At 62.8% G+C, this 20,678-nt stretch carries 19 protein-coding genes and 2 pseudogenes; 8 read left to right on the top strand and 13 right to left on the bottom strand.

Annotated features, from left to right (window positions below; genetic code table 11):
• A partial coding sequence (locus ABIN98_RS06525) for a bifunctional [glutamine synthetase] adenylyltransferase/[glutamine synthetase]-adenylyl-L-tyrosine phosphorylase (RefSeq protein ID WP_346908485.1) occupies positions 1 to 2,908 on the top strand: 2,908 nt, incomplete at its 5' end.
• A gap of 290 nt (positions 2,909 to 3,198) precedes the next feature.
• Here the strand turns inward: ABIN98_RS06525 and ABIN98_RS06520 are convergent.
• The 7 genes and pseudogenes from ABIN98_RS06520 to ABIN98_RS06490 all read right to left on the bottom strand — a co-directional run.
• Positions 3,199 to 3,681 carry a DUF3592 domain-containing protein gene (locus ABIN98_RS06520; protein WP_346908483.1) on the bottom strand — a complete coding sequence of 161 codons (483 nt, stop codon included), beginning with the start codon at positions 3,679 to 3,681 and terminating at the stop codon, positions 3,199 to 3,201.
• A 131-nt stretch (positions 3,682 to 3,812) separates the two neighbouring features.
• On the bottom strand, positions 3,813 to 4,049 hold the full coding sequence (locus ABIN98_RS06515; RefSeq protein ID WP_346908481.1) for a thioredoxin family protein: 237 nt from the start codon (positions 4,047 to 4,049) through the stop codon (positions 3,813 to 3,815).
• A gap of 14 nt (positions 4,050 to 4,063) precedes the next feature.
• On the bottom strand, positions 4,064 to 5,125 hold the full coding sequence (locus ABIN98_RS06510) for a permease (RefSeq protein WP_346908479.1): 1,062 nt from the start codon (positions 5,123 to 5,125) through the stop codon (positions 4,064 to 4,066).
• Positions 5,122 to 5,421 (bottom strand): metalloregulator ArsR/SmtB family transcription factor, encoded by a 300-nt coding sequence (locus ABIN98_RS06505; RefSeq protein WP_346908477.1) that lies wholly within the window; start codon positions 5,419 to 5,421, stop codon positions 5,122 to 5,124. Before ABIN98_RS06505 ends, ABIN98_RS06510 begins: the two co-directional genes overlap by 4 nt.
• 111 nt (positions 5,422 to 5,532) lie before the next feature.
• Complete coding sequence (locus ABIN98_RS06500) at positions 5,533 to 7,917, bottom strand: ATP-binding protein (RefSeq protein WP_346908475.1); 2,385 nt, start codon at positions 7,915 to 7,917, stop codon at positions 5,533 to 5,535.
• Between the two features lie 378 nt (positions 7,918 to 8,295).
• Positions 8,296 to 10,940, bottom strand: a pseudogene (gene pepN / locus ABIN98_RS06495) (aminopeptidase N).
• A gap of 361 nt (positions 10,941 to 11,301) precedes the next feature.
• Positions 11,302 to 11,820: pseudogene (locus ABIN98_RS06490) on the bottom strand (alpha/beta hydrolase); the annotation flags it as partial.
• Between the two features lie 195 nt (positions 11,821 to 12,015).
• Between ABIN98_RS06490 and ABIN98_RS06485 the strand changes: the two are divergent.
• The 6 genes from ABIN98_RS06485 (at position 12,016) to ABIN98_RS06460 (ending at position 15,137) form a co-directional block, all read left to right on the top strand.
• Positions 12,016 to 12,318 (top strand): hypothetical protein, encoded by a 303-nt coding sequence (locus tag ABIN98_RS06485; RefSeq protein ID WP_346908469.1) that lies wholly within the window; start codon positions 12,016 to 12,018, stop codon positions 12,316 to 12,318.
• A 28-nt stretch (positions 12,319 to 12,346) separates the two neighbouring features.
• Positions 12,347 to 12,649, top strand: a complete 303-nt coding sequence (locus ABIN98_RS06480; RefSeq protein ID WP_346908468.1) for a hypothetical protein — start codon at positions 12,347 to 12,349, stop codon at positions 12,647 to 12,649.
• 67 nt (positions 12,650 to 12,716) lie between these two features.
• A complete protein-coding gene (locus ABIN98_RS06475; protein WP_346908466.1) occupies positions 12,717 to 13,004 on the top strand; it encodes a hypothetical protein in 288 nt (95 codons plus the stop codon).
• A 36-nt stretch (positions 13,005 to 13,040) separates the two neighbouring features.
• Positions 13,041 to 13,346 carry a hypothetical protein gene (locus ABIN98_RS06470; RefSeq protein ID WP_346908465.1) on the top strand — a complete coding sequence of 102 codons (306 nt, stop codon included), beginning with the start codon at positions 13,041 to 13,043 and terminating at the stop codon, positions 13,344 to 13,346.
• Positions 13,347 to 13,438: 92 nt separating this feature from the next.
• Positions 13,439 to 13,930, top strand: coding sequence for a class I SAM-dependent methyltransferase (locus ABIN98_RS06465; RefSeq protein WP_346908463.1), 492 nt, complete (start codon positions 13,439 to 13,441; stop codon positions 13,928 to 13,930).
• Positions 13,931 to 13,964: 34 nt separating this feature from the next.
• The gene (locus ABIN98_RS06460; protein WP_346908461.1) at positions 13,965 to 15,137 is read left to right on the top strand and encodes a CaiB/BaiF CoA-transferase family protein; all 1,173 of its coding nucleotides are present in this window, start codon (positions 13,965 to 13,967) and stop codon (positions 15,135 to 15,137) included.
• Between the two features lie 10 nt (positions 15,138 to 15,147).
• Here ABIN98_RS06460 and ABIN98_RS06455 read toward each other — a convergent pair whose 3' ends face one another.
• The 4 genes from ABIN98_RS06455 to ABIN98_RS06440 all read right to left on the bottom strand — a co-directional run bounded on the left by ABIN98_RS06455 (position 15,148) and on the right by ABIN98_RS06440 (position 18,130).
• The gene (locus ABIN98_RS06455; RefSeq protein ID WP_346908459.1) at positions 15,148 to 15,897 is read right to left on the bottom strand and encodes a DUF6969 family protein; all 750 of its coding nucleotides are present in this window, start codon (positions 15,895 to 15,897) and stop codon (positions 15,148 to 15,150) included.
• Positions 15,898 to 16,203: 306 nt separating this feature from the next.
• On the bottom strand, positions 16,204 to 16,950 hold the full coding sequence (locus tag ABIN98_RS06450) for a beta-lactamase hydrolase domain-containing protein (protein WP_346908458.1): 747 nt from the start codon (positions 16,948 to 16,950) through the stop codon (positions 16,204 to 16,206).
• A 14-nt stretch (positions 16,951 to 16,964) separates the two neighbouring features.
• A complete protein-coding gene (locus tag ABIN98_RS06445) occupies positions 16,965 to 17,618 on the bottom strand; it encodes a DUF6691 family protein (protein ID WP_346908456.1) in 654 nt (217 codons plus the stop codon).
• Entirely contained in the window at positions 17,615 to 18,130 is a 516-nt protein-coding gene (locus ABIN98_RS06440; protein WP_346908455.1) for a YeeE/YedE thiosulfate transporter family protein, read from the bottom strand. The genes ABIN98_RS06445 and ABIN98_RS06440 overlap by 4 nt, the downstream gene beginning before the upstream one ends.
• A gap of 376 nt (positions 18,131 to 18,506) precedes the next feature.
• Here ABIN98_RS06440 and ABIN98_RS06435 point away from each other — a divergent pair, with 376 nt between their 5' ends.
• Entirely contained in the window at positions 18,507 to 19,784 is a 1,278-nt protein-coding gene (locus ABIN98_RS06435) for an FAD-dependent oxidoreductase (RefSeq protein WP_346908453.1), read from the top strand.
• A gap of 24 nt (positions 19,785 to 19,808) precedes the next feature.
• Here the strand turns inward: ABIN98_RS06435 and ABIN98_RS06430 are convergent, their stop codons facing one another.
• Positions 19,809 to 20,420 carry a DNA-3-methyladenine glycosylase I gene (locus ABIN98_RS06430; protein ID WP_346908452.1) on the bottom strand — a complete coding sequence of 204 codons (612 nt, stop codon included), beginning with the start codon at positions 20,418 to 20,420 and terminating at the stop codon, positions 19,809 to 19,811.
• 35 nt (positions 20,421 to 20,455) lie between these two features.
• On the bottom strand, positions 20,456 to 20,678 hold a 223-nt coding region (locus ABIN98_RS06425; protein WP_346908450.1), incomplete at its 5' end, for a hypothetical protein.

The following is a 20,678-nucleotide window of genomic DNA, read 5'->3' as shown; positions in this document are numbered from 1 at the left end:
GGAGCCCGATCGGGCTGGGCTGTTTCTGAAGGACCTTCTGGAAAAGGCCGACCGCAGCGAAGAGGCCGCTGACCTTCGAGCCTGCCTGGAAACGAACGACGGCGTCCGCAATTGCCTTCTCGGCATTCTGTCGGACACCGCCTATCTGCGCGATCTGACGATTGCCAATCCGGTGCGGGTGAAGGGAATACTGAACGAGGCCCCGGAAGCGCGGATCGCGCGCCTGATCGAAGACGCGCGCACCGCGGCGGCAGAAACCGAAGCCGATCTGATGCGAGACCTGCGCCTGTTGAAACAGGACCTCGCGCTGACCCTCGGGCTTGCCGATATCGGTGGAGCCATCGATCTTGATCAGGTGACCGACGCACTGGCCGGGTTCGCCGATGCCTCCCTGAGCGCCTGTATCCGCTTCTGCCTGAGCGATCTCGCCGCCAAGGGCAAATTCGAACCGAAAGACCCGGCCAATCCCGATGTGGACTCCGGCTTCATCGTTCTCGCCATGGGCAAGCATGGCGCCAACGAACTGAATTATTCGTCCGACATCGACCTGATCGTTCTCTACGACCCCGATACGGCGCCGATCGCCGCCAATGCGGAGCCTTCGGTGGAATTCGTGCGTCTGACCCGGCGGCTGGTAAAGATGATGCAGGACCGCACGGCAGAGGGCTACATCTTCCGCACCGACCTGCGCCTGCGCCCCGATCCGGGTGCGACCCCACTTGCCATGTCGGTACCCGGCGCGCTCGCCTACTACGAATCCCTCGGTCAGAACTGGGAACGGGCGGCCCTGATCAAGGCACGCCCCTGTGCCGGCGATATTCCTGCCGGAAACGCCTTCCTGCGCGAGATCGTGCCGTTCATCTGGCGCAAGTATCTGGATTTCGCTGCCATCGCCGACGTCCAGTCGATCAAGCGCCAGATCCACATGCACAAGGGCCACGGCAAGATCGCCGTTGCCGGCCACAACGTGAAGCTCGGCCGCGGCGGCATCCGCGAGGTCGAATTCTTCGTCCAGACCCAGCAGCTGATTGCCGGCGGCCGTAATCCGGCGCTGCGCGGGAGGCGCACGCGCGACATGCTGGAAGGCCTCCTGGAGGCCGGCTGGATCAAGCAGGACGCCCGCGACGAACTCGACGAAGCCTATGTCTTTCTGCGCTCCGTCGAGCACCGCATCCAGATGCTCAACGACGAGCAGACCCAGTTGCTCCCAAAGGACACCGAAGGCCTGACAAAGGTCGCCTATCTGATGGGCTTCGACACCCTGGAGGCCTTTGAGGCGGCTCTGCTTAAGCGACTGCAGACGGTGCAGGGCCACTATGCCGGCCTGTTCGAGGACGAGCCGGAACTGGCCTCCAACCTCGGCAATCTGGTTTTTACCGGCGACGACCATGATCCGGACACGCTGGAGACGCTCTCCCAGCTCGGCTATAAGCAGCCGTCCGAGGCAGCCAACATCATCAAGGCCTGGCACTTCGGCCGCTATCCGGCGACCCGCTCCACCAAGGCACGCGAACGGCTGACCGAACTCCACCCGGTGCTGATCACCGCATTGGCTGAAACCGACAATGCGGATGCGGCGCTCCGGGCCTTCGACAGCTTCCTGGCGAAGCTTCCCGCCGGGGTCCAGCTTTTTTCCCTTCTCAAGTCCAATCCGCAACTTTTGACCCTGCTGGCCACGGTGATGGGCTCCGCGCCGCGCATGGCCGAAACCGTGTCGCGCCGGATCCACGTGCTCGACACCGTGCTCGACCCGGCCTTTTTCGGCGCCATGCCGAGCGTCGACGAGTTCCGGGAAGGCCTGGACCGGACGCTGGCCATGGCGCGCTACTATGAAGAGGCGCTCGACCGGGCACGGATCTTTGCCCAGGAGCAGCAGTTCCTGATCGGCCTCCGGCTCATCTCCGATACGCTCGGAGCGGACAAGGTCGGCTTTGCCCTGGCACGCCTGGCGGAAGTGGTGGTCGACCGGGTGCTGACCCGGGTCGTCGATCATGTCGCCGAAAGCCATGGCCTGGTGCCGGGCGGAAACCATGCGGTGCTCGCCATGGGCAAGCTCGGCGGCCGGGAGATGACCGCAGCCTCCGACCTGGACCTGATCCTGCTCTATGAGGCGCCCGCGGACGCCCAACAGTCCGACGGCGGGCGGCCTCTGGCGATCTCGCAATATTACACCCGCCTGACCCAGCGGCTGGTCACGGCACTCAGCGCTCCGACCGCGGAAGGCAGCCTCTACGAGGTCGACTTCCGCCTTCGGCCCTCCGGCAACGCGGGGCCGCTTGCTACCAATCTGGACGGCTTCGTCGCCTATCAGAACAAGGAGGCCTGGACCTGGGAACACATGGCCCTGACCCGGGCCCGTGTCATCAGCGCCTCGTCGCAAGGCTTCGAGGACAAGATCGACAGCCTTCTGCGCGAGACCCTGGCAACGCAGCGCGACAAGGCGAAACTCGCCGATGACGTCCGTTCCATGCGCGCCCGCATCGAGAAGGAAAAGGGTACGAAGGACGTCTGGGACCTGAAGCAGGTGGCCGGCGGTCTGGTCGATATCGAATTCATCGCCCAGTTCCTGCAACTGGCCCATGCCCATGATCACCCGGAGGTCCTGGCCCAGGGCACGGAAGATGCCCTTGAGAACCTGCGCGCGGCAAAACTCCTGGAACCGGGCGACGCCGACCAGCTCCTGCAGGCACTCCGCCTCTACCACCGCCTGACCCAGGTGCTCCGGATGGCGCTCTCCGGCAAGTTCACCGCCGCCGAGGCCCCGCGCGGTGTTATCGAGCTCCTCACCCGCGCCGGCGGCGCGCCGAACCTCGCCCACCTCGAACTGGAACTCGCCGATATCCAGAAATCGGTCCGGGCAAAGTTCGAGGAGATCGTCGGCAAGGTGGAGATGGGGGAGGGGAGTTAGCGCCCCTCAGATTGCAGACAAAACGCTCCCCTCTCCGTAGCCTGCCGTCATTCCAGACAAGTGAGGCTGAGCCGAACGCTGATCTGGAATCCAGATGTCAGTCTGAGCTCAAGCGAAGTCCGCTTTTAATGTGACATAGGACGCGCTCAAGCGCGGCTGATTTCTGGATTCCAGATCTGCACGCAGCTTCGCTGCGCTTGTCGGGAATGACGGGCAAAAGGAACCAAACGACTGAGATTGTGACGAAATCAGGGTTTGTTATCAATCTGAGGGGAGCTGGCTTTCCACACTTACGTAAACGGGTCGTTCATCCCGAAAAACCTGCGGATCGGGCGTTCCAGGACCATGCAGCAGGTGAGGAAGAAGATCCCTAAGCTGAGGATGAGCATCGTGTTGCCTTCCTCGCGAATGGCGCCCTTGGTGATTTCTGTGACGTCCGGCTTTTCCGGGTCGTAACGGACGTCGATCGTGTCACCGACGTCGTGGTTTTCATAAGTCGACCGTTCGACATTGGCGATGCTGGTGTAGGTTGTCCGGCCGTCGGAGTCGGAAAGCGTGTATTCCAGCGTGAAGGCCAGACCCGGTTTGCTCATGGTGCGGCCGGACCGGTATTCCTTGGCAATGATTTCCGCAGTCACGTGCCCCGGATCGGCCGCAAGGCGTTTGGCCGAAGCAATAGTATCCGACCCCAAGTAAACCATGAAAAGGCCGATCAGCAGGAGTGCGCCGATGAAAAGCCACTGGTATTGGTAATAGAAACGATACTTGGACATGCCTGCTTGGAAGGAATTGCGAACGGGAAATCGGATAGGCGCCTCGATCGCAGTCAATCACGAAGCACCTAAGAAACTGTTGTGGCTATCCGTAATTCCGGCGCAGGTCTTGTCCTGCCGTGTATGAACCCTCAGCCCGCCAGCCAGCCTTCCAGCTTCTTCCCGTCCGGCAGGCCGCCGGAATGAACTAGCTTGCCGTCGATGGAAATGCCCGGGGTGGACATCACGCCGGCCATTGCGATGGCGCGCGGGTCGGTGACCTTTTCGACCGAGACGTCGACGCCGAGCTTTTGAGCGGCTTCCTTGACCATGGCTTCGGTGGTTTCGCAGCGCTTGCAGCCGGGGCCGTAGACCTTGATGTCTTTCATGGGGAGGGTCCTTTTTAGAACAGAAGATTGAACAGGTAGCCGACGGCGAGAATTCCGGAGGCGACCACGCCGATGAACACGGCGATCAGGCGCAGGGTGAGCACCTGACGCAGGATCAGCATTTCCGGCATGGAAAGGGCGATCACGCTCATCATGAAGGCGAGCACGGTGCCGAGCGCCGCGCCCTTGCCGAGTAGGGCTTCCACGATGGGGATCACGCCGGCCGCATTGGTGTACATGGGGATGCCCATCACGACGGCGGCGGGAACGGACCACCATGCGTCGGCGCCCATGATCTCGGCCATCAGGTTTTCCGGAACGTAGCCGTGGATGAGCGCTCCGGCGGCAATGCCGAGCACGATCCAGAGCCACACCTTGGCGAAGATCTCGCGCACGGCTTCGATGCCGAGCCGGTATCTTTCAGCCAGCGTCAGGTGGTCGCCTTCGATCGCCTCCACTGTGGTGGCACCGGAATGGATGTCGCGTACCCAGTCCTGCAGCCAGCCTTCCAGGCGCAGCTTGCCGATGATCCAGCCGGCGACGATGGCGACACCGAGGCCGAAGCCGAGATAGGTCAGCGCCACCTTCCAGCCGACCAGACCGACCAGCAGAGCGAGCGCGACCTCGTTGACCATCGGCGCGGCAATCAGGAACGAAAAGGTGACGCCGAGCGGAATGCCGGCGGAGACGAAACCGATGAACAGCGGTACGGCGGAGCAGGAGCAGAACGGCGTCAGCACGCCGAGGCACGACGCCAGCACGTTGCCGGCACCTTCGCGCTTGCCGGAGAGAAAGGCCCGGGTCTTTTCCGGGCTGAAGAAACTGCGCACCACGCCCATGGCGAAGACGACGCCGGTGAGCAGCATCATCACCTTCGGCACGTCGTAGAAGAAGAAGGCCAGCGCCTCGCCGGTGTGGCTTGAACGCTCCACGGGCAGGAGCGACACCAGCCATTCCGCGAGCGGGGAAAGCTGCTTGTAGATCAGCCACCACAGGACGGCGACTGCGGCAACGCCCAGGTTCCAAAGGAGCGACTCGTGGCTTTTCGGTTGCGGTTCGGAAACGGGGAGGCTCATGCGACTTTCCTTTCGTCGCTCGGCTGGGAGGCGACAACGGCCGCCGCCACGATGTCATGGACGCTTGCGGGCATATCCGGGTTCAGCCGGTAGCGCACCCACTGGGCGTCCCGCCGGTCGATGACGAGACCCGCCGTCTTGAGCGTGGCCATATGCCGGGACATGCGCGACTGGGTGGCGGAGAGCTTGCTCATGAGTTCGCAGACACAATGCTCCCCGCCGTCGAACAGAATGCCGATCGCGGCAAGGCGGGTCGGTTCTGCCAAAGCGTTCAGGACCCGGATGGTATCAGTCATCTTCGCTTATCCGTTTATGCGCTTGTGCGCATATACATGTGCCGACGGCTGGGGTCGGTCACGGTGACAGGGTGTCACATCGGGAAGATACCTATGGGGCGAAAGGGGGATTTAGAGCAGTTCCGCCTGGGCCGGGACCGTGGTGCTTGAGGCTGCCAGGGTGAAGCTGACGGCCGTGCCCTTGGAGACTTCGGACGCAATTTCCAGTTCGCCGCCATGCAGTTCGATCAGGGAGCGGGCGATGGCGAGGCCGAGACCCGAACCCTTGTGCGACTTGGTGAACTGGTTTTCCACCTGGACGAAGGGCTTGGCGAGGCGCTCGATGTCGGCCTCGGCGATGCCGATGCCGGTGTCCTCGATGATGAAACGGATTCGGTCGTCGGCCCTTTCGGCCGTGAGCGCGACCATGCCTTTTTCCGGCGTGAACTTGACCGCGTTGGCAAGCAGGTTGAGCAGGATCTGCTTCAGCGCCCGGCGGTCGCCCAGCACGGTCAGGTCTTCCGCGACGTCGCAGCTCACGGTGATGGCCTTTTCTGCGGCGGCAGCGGTGATGATCCGGGCGGCGTCGGAGGCCGCCTCGGCCGCATTGATGTCCTCGGCGTTGATGGACATGCGCCCGGCCTCGATCTTCGACATGTCGAGAATGTCGTTGATCACGTTGAGCAGGTGCGTGCCGCTTTCGTGGATGTCGCGGCTGTATTCGGAGTAGCGCTCGCCGCCGAGCGGACCGAACATCTCCTGGGTCATGATGTCGGAGAAGCCGATGATCGCGTTGAGCGGGGTGCGCAGCTCGTGGGAGATATTGGCGAGGAATTCCGACTTCGCCTTGTTGGCCTCTTCGGCCTTGGTCTTTTCGTGGGCGTATTTGTCGGCCAGTTCCACCAGCTGCTGGGCCTGGACTTCGAGCGTCTGGCGGGACTTGCGCAGGTCGGTGATCGTCGCCTTCAGCTTGCGTTCGCTGTCCATCAGCTTTTCTTCGTGCCGCTTGAGCGCGGTGATGTCCGTGCCGACGGAGACGAAGCCGCCGTCCTTGGTGCGGCGCTCTGAAATCTGCAGCCAGCGGCCGTCGTCGAGTTCGACCTCGTAGCTGCCGTCGGCGGCTGCGTCCCGCTGGCTGACCGACATCGCCTGCGGCGCGATCTGGGTGTTGGCCGCAGCGCTCATGACGTCCTGATAGGGCGTACCGGGCTTGATGACATTGGCCGGCAGGCCGTGCAGGGCCTGGTAGTTGGAATTGCAGATGACCAGCTCGTTGCGGGCGTTCCACAAGACGAAGGCTTCCGAAATGGTCTCGATGGCGTCGCGCAGGCGCAGGTCCGCGGTCCGGCTCTGTTCGGCGAGTTCATGCTGTTCGGTGACGTCGATGCAGATGCCGATCAGGTGCGGTTCGCTACGGCCCGGCTCGCGCTGGATCTCGCCGCGGGCACGCAGCCACACCCAGTTGCCGTCCTGGTGGCGCATGCGGAACATCTGGTCGATCATGGTCTCGCCGCTCTGCAGCAGATGCTCGGCGAGGGCCATCAGATCGACGTCTTCCGGATGGGCGATTGCGTTGACTTCGGAAAAGCTCAGGATGTCGTCCTTGGGTTCGCGTCCAAGCAATTCGTACAGCGAGGCCGACCAGAACATCCGGCCGCGGGACTGGTCCCAGTCGAACAGGCCGCAGCGGCCGTGGGTCAGGGCGGTGTCGATCCGGCCCCGGGTCGCGGCATACATCTCGTCCGCCTGTTCGGCCCGCGTGGCCTGGGCGAAGAAGGCGTAGATCAGGACCAGGAGAACGGACGCGGTGCCGACGAACAGGGTGACATTGGCCGAAACGTCCGCATGCCACTCGGCGTAGATGTCGTCTTCCGGCTGCAGCACGGCGATCATGCCGAGGCGCCCGTCCAGATGATGGACCGTAGCCATCGTGTTTTCACTGGCACCGTTCCTCAGGAGCGTCGCCTTCACCGTGAGGACACCGGCGCGGGCGCCGAAGACGGTGAGCGGCTGCGAGGCGCTGAAGATGTCGGTGATCTGCATCCCTTCCAGCGTCGGCCGCAGCGGCGCGCTGGCGACGATGGTCCCGTCCTTGTCGGCGACGAGAATGATGCGCCCGTTGCTGGTGGCGCCGACCGGCAGGCTGTCGGCAAGGACGCGTTGCAGGGCGGAGCGATAGCCGAGTTCCGGAAGGTTGGTTTCCTCGCTCGCCAGGTGGGACGAGATCACCGTGGCAGTCAGGGCGATTTCGTCGCGCGCCTGCCGTGCCGTGGCCTGATGGTCGTAATAAAGCTCCAGGCTCCGGTAGACGGCGAGACTGGCGATGAAGACCAGGCAGAGGGCCGGGATCAACCGGCGCATGAACGGTTCGGAGCGCAGCAGGCGCTGATAGGTCGGTTCGGCGAGCAGGCGCAGGTGGCCGGTCAGCGATGTTCGATCGCTGTGCTGGCCAAAAAGCTGTCCCTTGATTTGGGCAAGGCGTCGCATGGACGCGCTGCCGGCAAATGCCCGCGCCATCGGAAAGGTGTCCCGAATGTTTGTGATGTCCCCGCTCAGCCGACTTCTGTCGTCCGAATCAGTTTCATTTGAATCCAGCTTTTCGGATTTGTCCAGAGGCTTTGAAGAAAAAAATGGTTAACGGATCAAGCATTTGGCGGGCTTTGTGTTAACCTTTTCCAGTCACCCGGATCTGAAGTTCGTCTTACATCTCAGTTAGCTCTGAACGAACTTCAGATTCAAAGGTGTGACTGGCAAGTATAAGCGGCTGGTGTGGTTTTTAAATTTGAAATACGTGCAGGCGGTTGCTGCTGAAACAAGGCGTATTTCAAATTCACCACACCAGTAACTCCGAGATCTGGAGTGCTTTTGGCGCAGACTATCGGGTCTTGATCCAAATTATTGCAGACATCTATCTGCGATATCCCGGCTGTCGCGGGATAGATGATCTGTTTCCGAAATGCGCAGAAGCGCGGCCTTCGCAAGACCGGCGCGTGCGGATTCATAGGCCCGCCATGACCGGAAGCAGGTCAGTAACCTGGAAGCCACTTGCGGATTACGCGCGTCGAGCATCAGAACATTGTCGGCGACGAAGTCGAAGCCCTTGCCATCGCTCCGGCCGAACTGGGTCGGGTTGCCGGTGGCAAAGGCGTGGATCAGGGACCGGGCCCGGTTCGGATTGGAAATGTCGTAGAGCGGATCGGCGGTCAGCGCCTTGACCCGCTCGAGCCCGTCGGCAAGCGGGGCCGTCGCCTGAACCATGAACCACTTGTCCATGGCGAGCGACATCGTCTCGTAGCGCTTGCGGAAATCGCCGAGGGCCTCTTCGGCGCCGGACAGACCCTGATGCACGAGCACGGTGAGGGCGGCCAGCCGGTCGGTCATGTTGGTGGCGGCATGATACCGTCGTTCCACAAGCGCCTCGGCGCCGTCGGTTCCGCTCAGGATGGAGTAGGAAAGCGCCCGGTTGGCAAGCGCGCGCCGTCCGGCAGAAGCGGCATCAGGCGAAAACTCCGCGGATGTGTCCGTGCCTTCGGCAAGCGTCAGGAACGTCTCCACATGCGCCTTGGCCAGGGCCTCGCGCAGGGCATTGCGGGCGCCGTGGATCGCATCCGGATCCACGTCCCGGCCGATCTCGCGGGCGATGTCGGCTTCGCCCGGAAGGTCGAGAACCTGTGCCTTGAAGGCAGGGTCGAGGTCCCGATCGGCGAGAATGGCACCGAAGGCGGTCACAAGCGCTCCATCTGCCTCGGCCTTGCGGCCGGCACGGAAATCAGACGTGAGCTGGATCAGGTCGCGTGTAGCGAGCGACTGAACCGCCTGCCAGCGATTGAACGGATCGCTGTCGTGGCTTGCCTGAAACAGCAACTCGTCGGTGGTCTGGTGGAACTCCAGCCGGACAGGCGCGGAAAAGCCGCGCAGCAGGGAGACCACAGGCCGGCTCGGCACATCGGAGAAGGTCACCTTCTGGCTTGCTTCCTCGAGTACCAGAACGTCGTCCTGCACTTTCGCGCCCGTGACCCGACCCAGTGGCATGTCAGAGCCGTTCGGCCCGATCAGGCCGAAACGGATCGGAATAACCGAAGGCTCGGTCGTATCCTGGCCGGGCAGCGGCGGGATCGCCTGGGAAAGTTCCAGCGTCAGCTCGCGCGCCGTCTTGTCATAGTGGCTCTTGACCTCGACATGCGGCGTGCCCGCCTGATCGTACCAGCGTGCGAACTGCCCGAGATCCGTTGCCGTGGCTTCCGAGAAGCAGGTCAGGAAAGCCTCGATGGTGGTCGCTTCGCCGTCGTGGCGCTGGAAATAGAGATCGATGCCGGCGCGAAAGCCGTCCTCGCCGAGCAGGGTTTTCAGCATGCGTACGACTTCCGCGCCCTTTTCGTAGACGGTCGCCGTGTAGAAGTTGTTGATTTCCCGGTAGCTTTGCGGGCGGACCGGATGGGCGAGCGGTCCCGCGTCCTCGGGGAATTGATGCGATTTCAGAAGCCGGACATCGGCGATGCGCTTCACCGGCCGGGAGCGCTGGTCGGAGGAGAATTCCTGATCGCGGAAGACGGTCAGGCCTTCCTTCAGGCAAAGCTGGAACCAGTCCCGGCAGGTGATGCGGTTTCCGGTCCAGTTGTGGAAGTACTCGTGGGCGATTACAGCCTCGATATTGGCGTAATCCTGGTCGGTCGCGGTCTGCGGATCGGCGAGCACGTATTTGTCGTTGAAGACGTTGAGGCCCTTGTTCTCCATCGCGCCCATGTTGAAGTCGGAGACGGCAACGATGTTGAACACGTCGAGATCGTATTCGCAGCCGAAGGCTTCCTCGTCCCATTTCATGGAGCGCTTCAGCGAGTCCATCGCCCAGCCGCACCACGGTTCGCGGCCGTGTTCGACATAGATCTTCAGATCGACCTTGCGGCCCGAGCAGGTGGTGAAGGTGTCCGCCACATAGCCGAGATCGCCGGCTACGAGCGCAAACAGGTAGGAGGGCTTGGGGAAGGGGTCGTGCCAGACAGCAAAGTGCCGGTCTGTGCCTTCGATCTCGCCGGACGCCACCAGATTGCCGTTGCCGAGCAGGACGGGTGCTTCCGCCTTCCGGGCCTCGATCCGGGTGGTGTAGACGGCAAGCACGTCCGGCCGGTCGAGGAAATAGGTGATCCGTCGAAGCCTTCCGCCTCGCACTGGGTGCAATAGGTCCCGGACGAACGGTACAGTCCCATCAGTTCGGTGTTGGCGTCCGGATCGATGGTGGTGCGGATTTCCAGTTCGAATGGGCCTTCGGGCGGCTTTCTGATTTCCAGCCGGTCCGGCGTTGCCGAATAGGCGTCATCGCTCAACGGGAAACCGTTCAGCGACAAGCCGGCGAGAACGAGCCCGTCGCCGTCCAGCACCAGCGGTGTCCCGGGCGCGGTGTCCTCCTGCCGGTGCAGGGAGAGCCGCGCCGTGACCGTCGTCGCCTTGGGGGCAAGGCGGAAGTTCAGGTCGACCTTGTCGATCAGGTAAGGCGCGGGTGTGTAGTCGTCCAGGCGAATGACTGGGGCCGCTTCCGGGCGCATGGGGATCTCCTGATCGGATGAGGACAACAGAATGCAGATACGGGGGACTTAGGCGACACCCTGCGTCGCGGCAAGGGGCGAGGTCACATAATGCTGTGACCAATCCGCTTTGCGGATCGGCGAGCGGGTTGATCACGGTGAAGTGGTCGGCCCCGTCCTGGATGTCCAGGCTGCCGGTCAGCTCAGGCCCGCTCCATGTGTCGACCAGCATGCGGCTCTGGCGCAGGTATTCGTCCGATTCCTTGGCCCCGACAACTGCGCGGAAATGCCCCTTTTTCGGCTTCGGCCACAGGATCGGCGAAGCGTCCCGGGCCGTTTCCGGCGTCATGCCGACCGCCTTGTTGATGCTCGTCTCCACCAGCGGCTCCAGCTCGAACAGGCCGGAAATGGGCATGCCGGCGGCGACAAGATCGGCCGGAAGGCCGCGGTCGGCCCAGTCGGTCGCCATCAAGGCCGCGGTAAGATGGCCGCCGGCGGAATGGCCGGTGACGAGAAGCTTTTTGCCGAAGGTCTGGTAAAGATGGCTCGCAAGCTCCTGCATCTCCGAAATGATGTCGGCAACGGCGACAGCCGGGCACAGGCTGTAATTGGCGATCGCCACGTCGAAACCATGGGCATTCAGGCCCCGGGCCATGTGGGAGAAGGCGCTTTTGTCGAGCGCTTGCCAGTAACCGCCGTGGATGAAGAGGGCAATGAGGGGCTGTTTTGCTTCGGTGGAGGCGGGAAACAGATCGTAGCTGTTGCGCGGAGCCGGGCCGTAGGGCTGGTCGAGAACGGCATTTTCCTGTGTCTTGCGATAGGCCTCGGCCTCTTCATGCCAGCCTTCGATGATCGCCGGATGCTCGGGAACCCGCGCCCTGTTGTTATATTCCGCTTCCATGTCGATCGCAGTCATTCGGTTCCTCCCCAGAAGCCGGCCTGAAGCCGCAAGTCCCTTCAAACATCACCGGCGCGATCTGGCAAGCCGGAAGGCGCACGCGAAGATGTGATCACGGCGAGAAACAATCCCTCTTTAAAGCCTGTTTCCAGGCCCTAGATTAGTCATGTCGATATCTTCCGTTAGGGGAATTTGAGCATGATTTCCTTTCATCGTACTCTGCTGGCCGCCGGCGCGGTCCTGGTTCTGGGCGGTGTCGCCGCCGAAGCACGTCCAAGTCTCTACACCATGTCCTGCGGCCAGGCTCAGGCATTCGTTCAAAGGCAGGGCAGCGTGGTGGCCAATACCGGTCCCATGACCTACGAGAGGTTCGTGACCGACGGGAAATATTGCGACCGGAGCCAGAGAGCCGTTTCCGCCTATGTAAAGACCCGCGACAATGCGCAGTGCCGGATCGATTACAGATGCGCGGGTCTGCCTCGAGACACAAACGGGCGTTGAGTCCGCAAGCCCCACCAGGGAACAGATCATGCGCTCAGCGACAACTGTCTTGACCATCGCCGCGCTGGCGGCGCTGGCTGCGTCTTCGGCCCAGGCGCGTCCCAGCGTCTACACGATGACCTGCGCCCAGGCGCAGGCCTTCGTCCGACAACACGGGGCGGTCGTGGCCAACACCGGGCCGCAGACATTCCAGCGGTTCGTCATCGATCAGCGGGGCTGCAGCCGGCAGGAGGTCGCCTGGCCTGCCTACGGCAGGACTCGTGACAACCCGCAATGCCTGATCGGGATGAAATGCATCGACGCGCCCGAAGCTGTCGGTGATGCGCGGTAACAGGGTCGGGGCAGGCCCGGGCCAACAGCCTTGGAAGAGGAGATCGTCCATGCGCCCGAGAGCTCACATGGCAGCCGCTAAAGCGTTCGTCGCGGGTCTGGTCATTCTGGGCGCCGGCGCTGCGCAGGCCCGCCCGAGTCTTTACACCATGACCTGTTCCCAGGCCCAGGCCTTCGTCGAGAGCAAGGGCGCGGTCGTTGCCGATACGGCGCCGAACATCTCCGCGCGGATCGTGGCAAACGCAAGTTTTTGCGACCGGCTGCAGAACACCAAGCCGTTGTTCGGCAAAACCACCGATAATCCGCAGTGCCGGATCGGGTTCAGCTGTGCGACCACATCGATGAGCTCGAAATGACGGTTTCATAAGCCATTGATCGGGGAGGAAGCGTCCATGCGCCAGACACTGCGCCCGACGACCGAAGCGGCAATTGTCGCAGCTCTTGCCATGCTGGTCGCCACTGCGGCGCAGGCCCGTCCGAGCCTCTATACGATGACCTGTTCCCAGGCTCAGGCTTTCGTCCAGAACAAGGGGGCGGTCGTCGTCGATACAGCGCCGAATGTCACACGGCGGGTGGTGGCGAACGGTAGCTATTGCGACCGTCTGCAGAAGACGAAACCGTTCTTCGCCAAAACCACGGACAATCCGCAATGCCGGATCGGCCTCCGCTGCGCCACGGAGCTGATGAGCGCGGAATAAAGACCCCGCTGAACTTTGACGCGGCTGCCCTGCCGGGCTATGAGACAGGTCTCACCCCATGACACGCCCGACAAAACAGCAGGGATTTGCCCATGAGCCGCCTCGACAGCTTCATCCGCCGTCTGAAAGCCCAGAAAGCGCTCCTTGAGGACGTTGCCGGGCGCATCGACGATCTCGAGGGGCCGGTGCTGGAGCTCGGCCTCGGCAACGGACGCACCTATGATCACCTGAGGGAACTTCTTCCCGAGCGGGAAATCTTCGTGTTCGACCGGGATCTGTCCTGTCATCCGAGCTGCATTCCCGACGGTGACCATATGATTTTCGGGGAAATCCGGGATACGCTGGCTTTCTGCGGGCCACGAATCGGCTCCCAGGCAGCCCTCATCCATGCGGATATCGGATCCGGGGATCCGACCACGGATCTCGCCACATCCTCCTGGCTATCGCCGCTGGTCGATATTCACACCAAGGCCGGAGGTTACGTGCTGTCCGGCCTTGCGCTGGAGTTGAAGGATTTCTCCGAACTGGACCTTCCCGAGGGCATCCGCCCCGGGCGTTATCACATCTATCGCAAGGCCGCCTGACAGACGTCGGTCGCCCCCTTTCAGGAGACACTCCATGGCAGCCCCGCTTCACGGCGTGAAGGTCATTGAATTCGCCCGCATTCTGGCGGGTCCGTGGATCGGCCAGACCCTGGCCGACCTCGGTGCCGATGTCATCAAGGTGGAGGCGCCGCAGGGCGACGACACCCGCGCCTGGGGCCCGCCCTTCGTCGAGGGCGAGAACGGCGAGCAACTCGATGCCGCCTATTTCCATTCCTGCAACCGGGGCAAGCGCTCGATCACCGTCGACTTCCGCACCGAGGAAGGCCAGCGGATCGCGCGCAAGCTGGTTGAGGGCGCCGATATTCTGGTTGAGAACTTCAAGGTCGGCGGCCTTGCCAAATACGGTCTCGATTACGACAGCCTCAAGCAAGTGAATCCGCGCCTGATCTATTGCTCGGTCACCGGATTCGGCCAGGACGGGCCTTACGCCCACCGGGCCGGCTATGACTTCATGATCCAGGGCATGGGCGGCATCATGGATCTGACCGGAAATCCGGACGGCGAGCCGCAGAAGATCGGCGTCGCCTTCGCCGACATCTTCACCGGCCTTTACGGCGTGATCGGCATCATGGCGGCCTTGAGGAAACGCGACGAGACGGGCAGGGGCGAGCATGTCGACATGGCCCTGCTCGACAGCCTCACCGGTGTGCTTGCCAACCAGGCGCTCAACTATTTCGTGACCGGCCAGTCGCCGAAACGCCTTGGCAACGCCCACCCGAATATCGTGCCCTACCAGGTCTTCGCCGTCAGCGACGGCCACATGATCCTCGCCGTCGGCAACGACAGCCAGTTTAAAAAGCTCTGCGCCATTTTAGGTCTGCCCGAGCTCGGTGAAAACCCGGCCTACGCCACCAACGCCGCCCGCGTCGCCCACCGTGCGGAGCTGGTGTCGATCCTGGAAGCCGAAATCGCCAAATTCACCCGCGACGACTTCCTGAAGGCACTGGAGGAAAAGGGCGTTCCCGCCGGCCCGATCAACTCTGTTGCCGACGTCTTCGCCGACCCGCAGGTGAACCACCGCCACATGAAGGTCGACCTGCCGGCTACGGGAGTCAAAGGCGGCACCATCCCCTCGGTCCGCACCCCGATCACCTTCTCAGACAGCGAACTGGTGCTGAAACATGCGGCACCGACACTGGGCGAGCATACGGACGAGATCTTGAGGGAGATTGGAGAGGGGGAGTGAACGCCAGGGGCTAAACCCCCAGCGCCCTCTCGACCGCCTCGATCTGCTTCACCGTATCGACAAAGACCTCACTGGTGTTCTGCAAGGCCCGGTCCTCGAGCACCTCTGAGTCCGGATGCTCCTGTTTAAAGGCCTCCAGCGTGGCGTCGCGGGCCCTTAACAGCGCCTCCAGTTGCGGGCGGTAGAGGGTGATCAGGCTGGTGAGCCAACGGTTCACGGCGCGGCTAGGCTTCTCGACTTCAATGGCGAAGTGGTCGAGCAGGGCGATCACGTCGTCGGCCCGGCAAAGCGTCTCGTTGGTGACCCAGCGGTTGGTGGTGAAGAGGCGGATCAGGCGGCCCTGATTGTCGACGCTGACCGCGCCGATATGGGCGAAGCGGACGGCCGGGTCCTCGGGGACGACGGCGCCGGGCAGCCGCCACGGCTTCATGTCGGGCGCGATGGCCGCCGGGCGGACGAACAGGTGGAAGTGGCCGTTCTCGCCGTCGGCCATCTCTTCCGATGTGTGAGCGTGATAGAAATAGTGGCTGTGGTTTTTCAGATCGAACAGATCGCCCTTCGGGTAGCGCTCCCAGATCAGGAAGTCGCCCTGATCGCGCAAGACCTCCATGACCACGTTTGAGCCGGCCTGTGCAAGTTCCCGTTCGCAGTTAAGCACCGTCGCCGCCGCATCGTGCATGGCTTCCAGTTGCGCTTCCGGAAGACCGGAGAGATCTGCGGGGAAGGGCATTTGCGGGGCTTTGGTTTTCGTCTCGCTCATCGGTTCGATCCTGATCCCGGCAAATGCGTCTTGATACAGCTGGCGAGCCTGTCGATTTGCGATCTTCCGCCTTGATGCCGGCCAAGGATACCTACCAGTCGGCAGGCTCCAACTTACCTCTCCCGTGGGGAGAGGTCGGGCCAACGGCCCGGGTGAGGGGGCTCAAACTCACAGTATGCTACAAACGCTGTATCCCCTCACCCTAACCCTCTCCCCATGGGAGAGGGGACTTTCGGGGCGTCGTCCCCAAACCAAAACAGGGCCGGCGTTTGGCCGGCCCCGTCGAATGCATGCCGAGGCCGGCGCTTAGAGCGCGGGCATGCCGAGCTGTTCGCGCACCGCCTTTTCGCGGCTGGTCTTCAGGCCGACGGTGCGGCCTTCCTGGATCGCGATGTCCTTCGGGATGCCGGTGGAAGCCCGGTAAAGCGCCCACAGTGCGCCGACGCGGTTGGAGGATTCGCAATGCAGCAGGATCGGATAGTTGTTCGGATCCTCGGCGATCTTGGCGAATTCCGCGACCTGGTCGGCGTTCGGGGCGGACGTCGGCACGGCGATGTTGATGTAATTCATGCCGGCGTTTTGAACCATCGGGCCTTCCGCGGTCGCGCCTTCGTCGGCCGTGTTCAGGTTGACGACGGTCTTGAAGCCGAGGGCGGCCAGCATCTCCATGCCGGTCGGCTCGATGACGCCGCCGGTGCCGATATAGGGCGTGGCGCGCAGGTAGTTCTTGACGATATTCGGCATCTTGTTGCCGTAAGGCGCCTGGGCGTATTTCGTGGTCGTGTCGAACATGTCCTTCGGCAGGGCGGCCTCTTCGGCTTTGGCAGCGGGAGCTGCTGCCGGAGCGCACGGATTGGCGGCCGGCGAGGCTGCCGGTGCGCAAGGGTTGGCGGGTGCCGCTGCCGGGGCGCACGGGTTGACCGGACCTGCCGCCGGAGCGCAGGGGTTGGTCGCCTGGGCGAAGGACGCGGACGGAACGGCGGCGCCGACGGCGATGGCGGTCACCGGAATGATTGCGGCACTTAGCAGGCTTTTGCGGATTTTCTTTTTCATGGGACGCTTCCTCCTCAGGCCTTCATGGCCTGTGTTGTGTGTGAGACAGACTTCTCAGCGCCCGTCCCGGCATCGGGCGCACAGACGTCCTTGGCGGTAAAGGGACCGCCGCGGGCGCGTTCAAGCTTGGAACCGAGAACGAAGCCGGCCATCGCAATCACGATCAGCACGGCAAGGATCAGCCATTCCGGCAGACCCAGAAGATCCGGCAGCCGCTGGGCGTCCGGGCCCTTGGCCGCGAAGTAGAAGCTGGTCAACGGATCGAACAGATAGGCGAACACGGCGGTGCCGGCGATCATGCCGGCGACGAACACCACCGCATCGACCCGGCCCGAGGCGACGCCGACGACCGAGGTGCCCGGGCAATAGCCGCCAAGGGCAAAGCCTGCGCCGATCAGAATGCCGCCGACGGCGATCGCCCAGAAGAACAGGGTCGGGATGAACACCGCGTTGTCGGCGATCACGCCGCCGAGGCGGAGCAGGTAAAGACCCACAGCGGTGACCAGAACGGCGGTGAACATCACCTTGAAGACGGCGAAGTCCTTCAAGGAGAACTGGCCGGTCAGCTTGCGCGGGCTGCCGAAGCCGGCGGCCTCGAGCACATAGCCGAACAGGATGCCGGACAGGAGGCCGCTGGCGATGCCGCCATCGTAAAACGGAATGCTCATTGCCAGACCCTCCGTGCAAGCATGCTGACGACGAAGCCGGCGATGAAGAAGCCAGCCAGGAAAACGAAACCGGCAACGGCCAGGGTCGCGCCGCCGGACAGGCCGATGCCGCTGGTGCAACCGCGCGCCAGACGCGCACCGAAGCCGACGAGGGCGCCGCCGATGAAGGCGTAGGCGAAGCGCTGGCCGCGCGACGTCTGCGGACCGCGCTCGACCTGGACGCTTGAGCGGCCGGCGCTGCGGGCGCCCACATAGGCGCCGATCAGCACGCCGATCACTTCCCAGGTGATCCAGGAGGCAAGCGGGGCGCCGGCCTTGACGAAGGGTCCGAAATAGCTGTTGGCAGCGGTTGCGGCAGGTGCGAGCCATTCGCTGATCTGGGCGGCGAGCCGGGTGATGAAGCCCGAGGCGCCGAGGCCGTGGCCTGTGATCAGGAATGTCGCCAGCAAGGCGATCCCCAACGCAAATCCCGCGACCAGAGGCGGCCAGAACGGGCGTGGACTTGTGGTCATCGGCGTTCTTCTCCCTGAAGAAGTTTCATTACATTCGAAATTAACAATATACAGCGTCGAAACACGGGATCAATCGGTTTGATCCCGGATGCCTGTCAGCGGGCCTCGCCGGTTCGCCGAAGGAAACGAGGCGCATAGCGGATGTTACTTAGCTGGTATCCCGCTAGTATTTTATTATATACAGATATATGAATATATTCTCGCCGGATTTGAGTTGGTGCAAAGACACAACTTGATGGCGGGCAATATAATGACCGGTGCTCAGGGCTGCGGCTCGCAGGCTGCAGAAGTCGCCGCCGGGCATAAATATCGATCCCGCCAGCGGCAGAAGAGGAGTCTGCCGGCCGGAGAGGGACGCTTGAGGAGGAAAGACCAAATGGCTCATATCGTCATTCTCGGCGGCGGCATCGCCGGCGTTTCGGCGGCCTACGAAGTGCGCGAAGCGCTGGGCAAGGCCCACAAGGTGACCGTTGTTTCCAAAGCGCCGTACTTCCAGTTCACCCCGTCCAATCCCTGGGTCGCGGTCAAGTGGCGCACCAAGGAGGACATCACCATCGATCTGGCCAGCACTCTGCCGCGCCATGGCGTCGAATTCATCCATGCGTCAGCGGAAAAGGTGCTGCCGGAGGAAAACAAGGTCGAACTGTCGACTGGCGAGCCGATCGCCTACGACTATCTCATCATCGCGACAGGGCCGGAGCTCGCCTTTGACGAGATCGAGGGCTTGGGGCCGGACGGCTTCACCTCTTCGGTTTGCGACGTCGAACACGCCGTCAAGGGCGCTTCCAAATGGGAGGACTTCTGCGCCAATCCGGCGCCGATCGTGGTTGGTGCGGTGCAGGGTGCGTCCTGTTACGGCCCGGCCTATGAATTCGCCATGATCATGGATACCGACCTGCGCAAGCGGAAAATCCGCAACCAGGTGCCGATGACCTTCGTCACCGCCGAACCTTATGTCGGTCACCTGGGCCTGGGCGGCGTCGGCGACACCAAGGGGATGCTGGAAAGCGAAATGCGCGAGCGCCACATCCGTTGGATCACCAACGCCAAGGTCGACAAGGTCGAGGACGGCAAGATGACCGTTTCCGAGCATGACGAGGACGGCAAGGTCAAGAAAACCCACGAACTGCCGTTCGGCTATTCCATGATGCTGCCGGCCTTCCGCGGCATCCCGGCGGTGCGCGACATCGAGGGCCTGGTCAATCCGCGCGGTTTCATCATCGTAGACAAGCACCAGCGCAACCCGAAATACCCGAATGTCTTCGGCGCCGGCGTGTGCATCGCGATCGCCCCGCTTGAGGCAACCCCGGTTCCCGTCGGCGTGCCGAAGACCGGCTACATGATCGAAAGCATGGTGACGGCGGTCGCCCAGAACCTGAAGGAGATCGTTGCCGGCAAGGATCCGACCCATGAGGGTTCCTGGAACGCCATCTGCCTGGCCGATTTCGGCGACGGCGGCGTGGTCTTCATCGCCGAGCCGCAGAACCCGCCGCGCAACGTCAACTGGTCGTCGAGCGGCAAGTGGGTGCATCTGGCCAAGATTGCCTTCGAGAAATATTTCCTGCGCAAGATCCGTAAAGGCACGACCGAGCCCTACTACGAGAAGATCGTCCTGCAGGCGCTCAAGATCGGCGGCAAGCTGAAAGCGAAGTAAGCGTCTCTTTATGCTGAGGGCGGCTTAAGCCTTCGGCCTCTCAAACGCTTTCCGCGCCGCCTCGACTTCGGCGCGGATGGCACAGCCCTCCGCGTGATCGTTGATCAGCCCCATGGCCTGCATGAAGGCGTAGACCGTGGTTGGGCCTACGAATTTCCAGCCGCGTTTCTTCAGGTCCTTGGACAGGGCAACCGAAGTTGCGGACGTGGAGGCGGTTTGCGGTGTGCCGAGGTCCGCTGGGGCCGGCTCGAAGCGCCAGACATAGGCGGCGAGCGAGCCTTCCTCCGCGACCAACTCCTGCGCCCGTTTGGCGTTGTTGATCACCGCCTCGATCTTGCCGCGATGGCGGACGATGCCTTCATCCTGCAGCAGGCGTTCGACATCGGTTTCGTTGAATTGGGCAACTCTGCCGAAATCAAACCCTTCGAAGGCCTTTCGGAAATTCTCCCGCTTGGCGAGGATGGTCCGCCAGCTCAGGCCCGACTGGAAACTCTCCAGCGATAGCTTTTCGAACAGGCGCCGGTCGTCAGCGACCGGAAACCCCCATTCCCGGTCGTGATAGGCGAAGAACTCCGGAGCCGCCGCGCACCAGCGGCAGCGCGGACGTCCGTCCGGGCCGGGTATGGTCGTACTCATCAGATCGTCGTTCCTGAAGGGATGAGGGAAGGGCGTCAGTTCAGAAGAAAGGCCAGGCGGTCGTCAGCCTTCGAAGCGGTCATGTCGAGGATTTCCGCAGTTACGACATTTTCCGCGACAAACGGGTCATCTGCGACCCGCGCTTCGATCTCGCCAAGCGTTGCCCCATCGGCCAGGATCCCGCCGCCGACGCCGGGCTGAAGCGTGCCGGCCAGCAGGAATGCGCCGTCGTCAAAACCGCGCTGAAGCCAGGCTTTG

The organism is uncultured Roseibium sp., assembly GCF_963675095.2.
Taxonomy (GTDB): domain Bacteria; phylum Pseudomonadota; class Alphaproteobacteria; order Rhizobiales; family Stappiaceae; genus Roseibium.
This window is presented reverse-complemented; position numbering and strand designations above follow the sequence as displayed.

Coding starts and splice junctions, on each gene's coding strand:
- ABIN98_RS06520 (WP_346908483.1), bottom strand. CDS start 3,681: ATGTCCAAGTATCGTTTCTATTACCAATACCAGTGGCTTTTCATCGGC.
- ABIN98_RS06515 (WP_346908481.1), bottom strand. CDS start 4,049: ATGAAAGACATCAAGGTCTACGGCCCCGGCTGCAAGCGCTGCGAAACC.
- ABIN98_RS06510 (WP_346908479.1), bottom strand. CDS start 5,125: ATGAGCCTCCCCGTTTCCGAACCGCAACCGAAAAGCCACGAGTCGCTC.
- ABIN98_RS06505 (WP_346908477.1), bottom strand. CDS start 5,421: ATGACTGATACCATCCGGGTCCTGAACGCTTTGGCAGAACCGACCCGC.
- ABIN98_RS06500 (WP_346908475.1), bottom strand. CDS start 7,917: ATGGCGCGGGCATTTGCCGGCAGCGCGTCCATGCGACGCCTTGCCCAA.
- ABIN98_RS06485 (WP_346908469.1), top strand. CDS start 12,016: ATGATTTCCTTTCATCGTACTCTGCTGGCCGCCGGCGCGGTCCTGGTT.
- ABIN98_RS06480 (WP_346908468.1), top strand. CDS start 12,347: ATGCGCTCAGCGACAACTGTCTTGACCATCGCCGCGCTGGCGGCGCTG.
- ABIN98_RS06475 (WP_346908466.1), top strand. CDS start 12,717: ATGGCAGCCGCTAAAGCGTTCGTCGCGGGTCTGGTCATTCTGGGCGCC.
- ABIN98_RS06470 (WP_346908465.1), top strand. CDS start 13,041: ATGCGCCAGACACTGCGCCCGACGACCGAAGCGGCAATTGTCGCAGCT.
- ABIN98_RS06465 (WP_346908463.1), top strand. CDS start 13,439: ATGAGCCGCCTCGACAGCTTCATCCGCCGTCTGAAAGCCCAGAAAGCG.
- ABIN98_RS06460 (WP_346908461.1), top strand. CDS start 13,965: ATGGCAGCCCCGCTTCACGGCGTGAAGGTCATTGAATTCGCCCGCATT.
- ABIN98_RS06455 (WP_346908459.1), bottom strand. CDS start 15,897: ATGAGCGAGACGAAAACCAAAGCCCCGCAAATGCCCTTCCCCGCAGAT.
- ABIN98_RS06450 (WP_346908458.1), bottom strand. CDS start 16,950: ATGAAAAAGAAAATCCGCAAAAGCCTGCTAAGTGCCGCAATCATTCCG.
- ABIN98_RS06445 (WP_346908456.1), bottom strand. CDS start 17,618: ATGAGCATTCCGTTTTACGATGGCGGCATCGCCAGCGGCCTCCTGTCC.
- ABIN98_RS06440 (WP_346908455.1), bottom strand. CDS start 18,130: ATGACCACAAGTCCACGCCCGTTCTGGCCGCCTCTGGTCGCGGGATTT.
- ABIN98_RS06435 (WP_346908453.1), top strand. CDS start 18,507: ATGGCTCATATCGTCATTCTCGGCGGCGGCATCGCCGGCGTTTCGGCG.
- ABIN98_RS06430 (WP_346908452.1), bottom strand. CDS start 20,420: ATGAGTACGACCATACCCGGCCCGGACGGACGTCCGCGCTGCCGCTGG.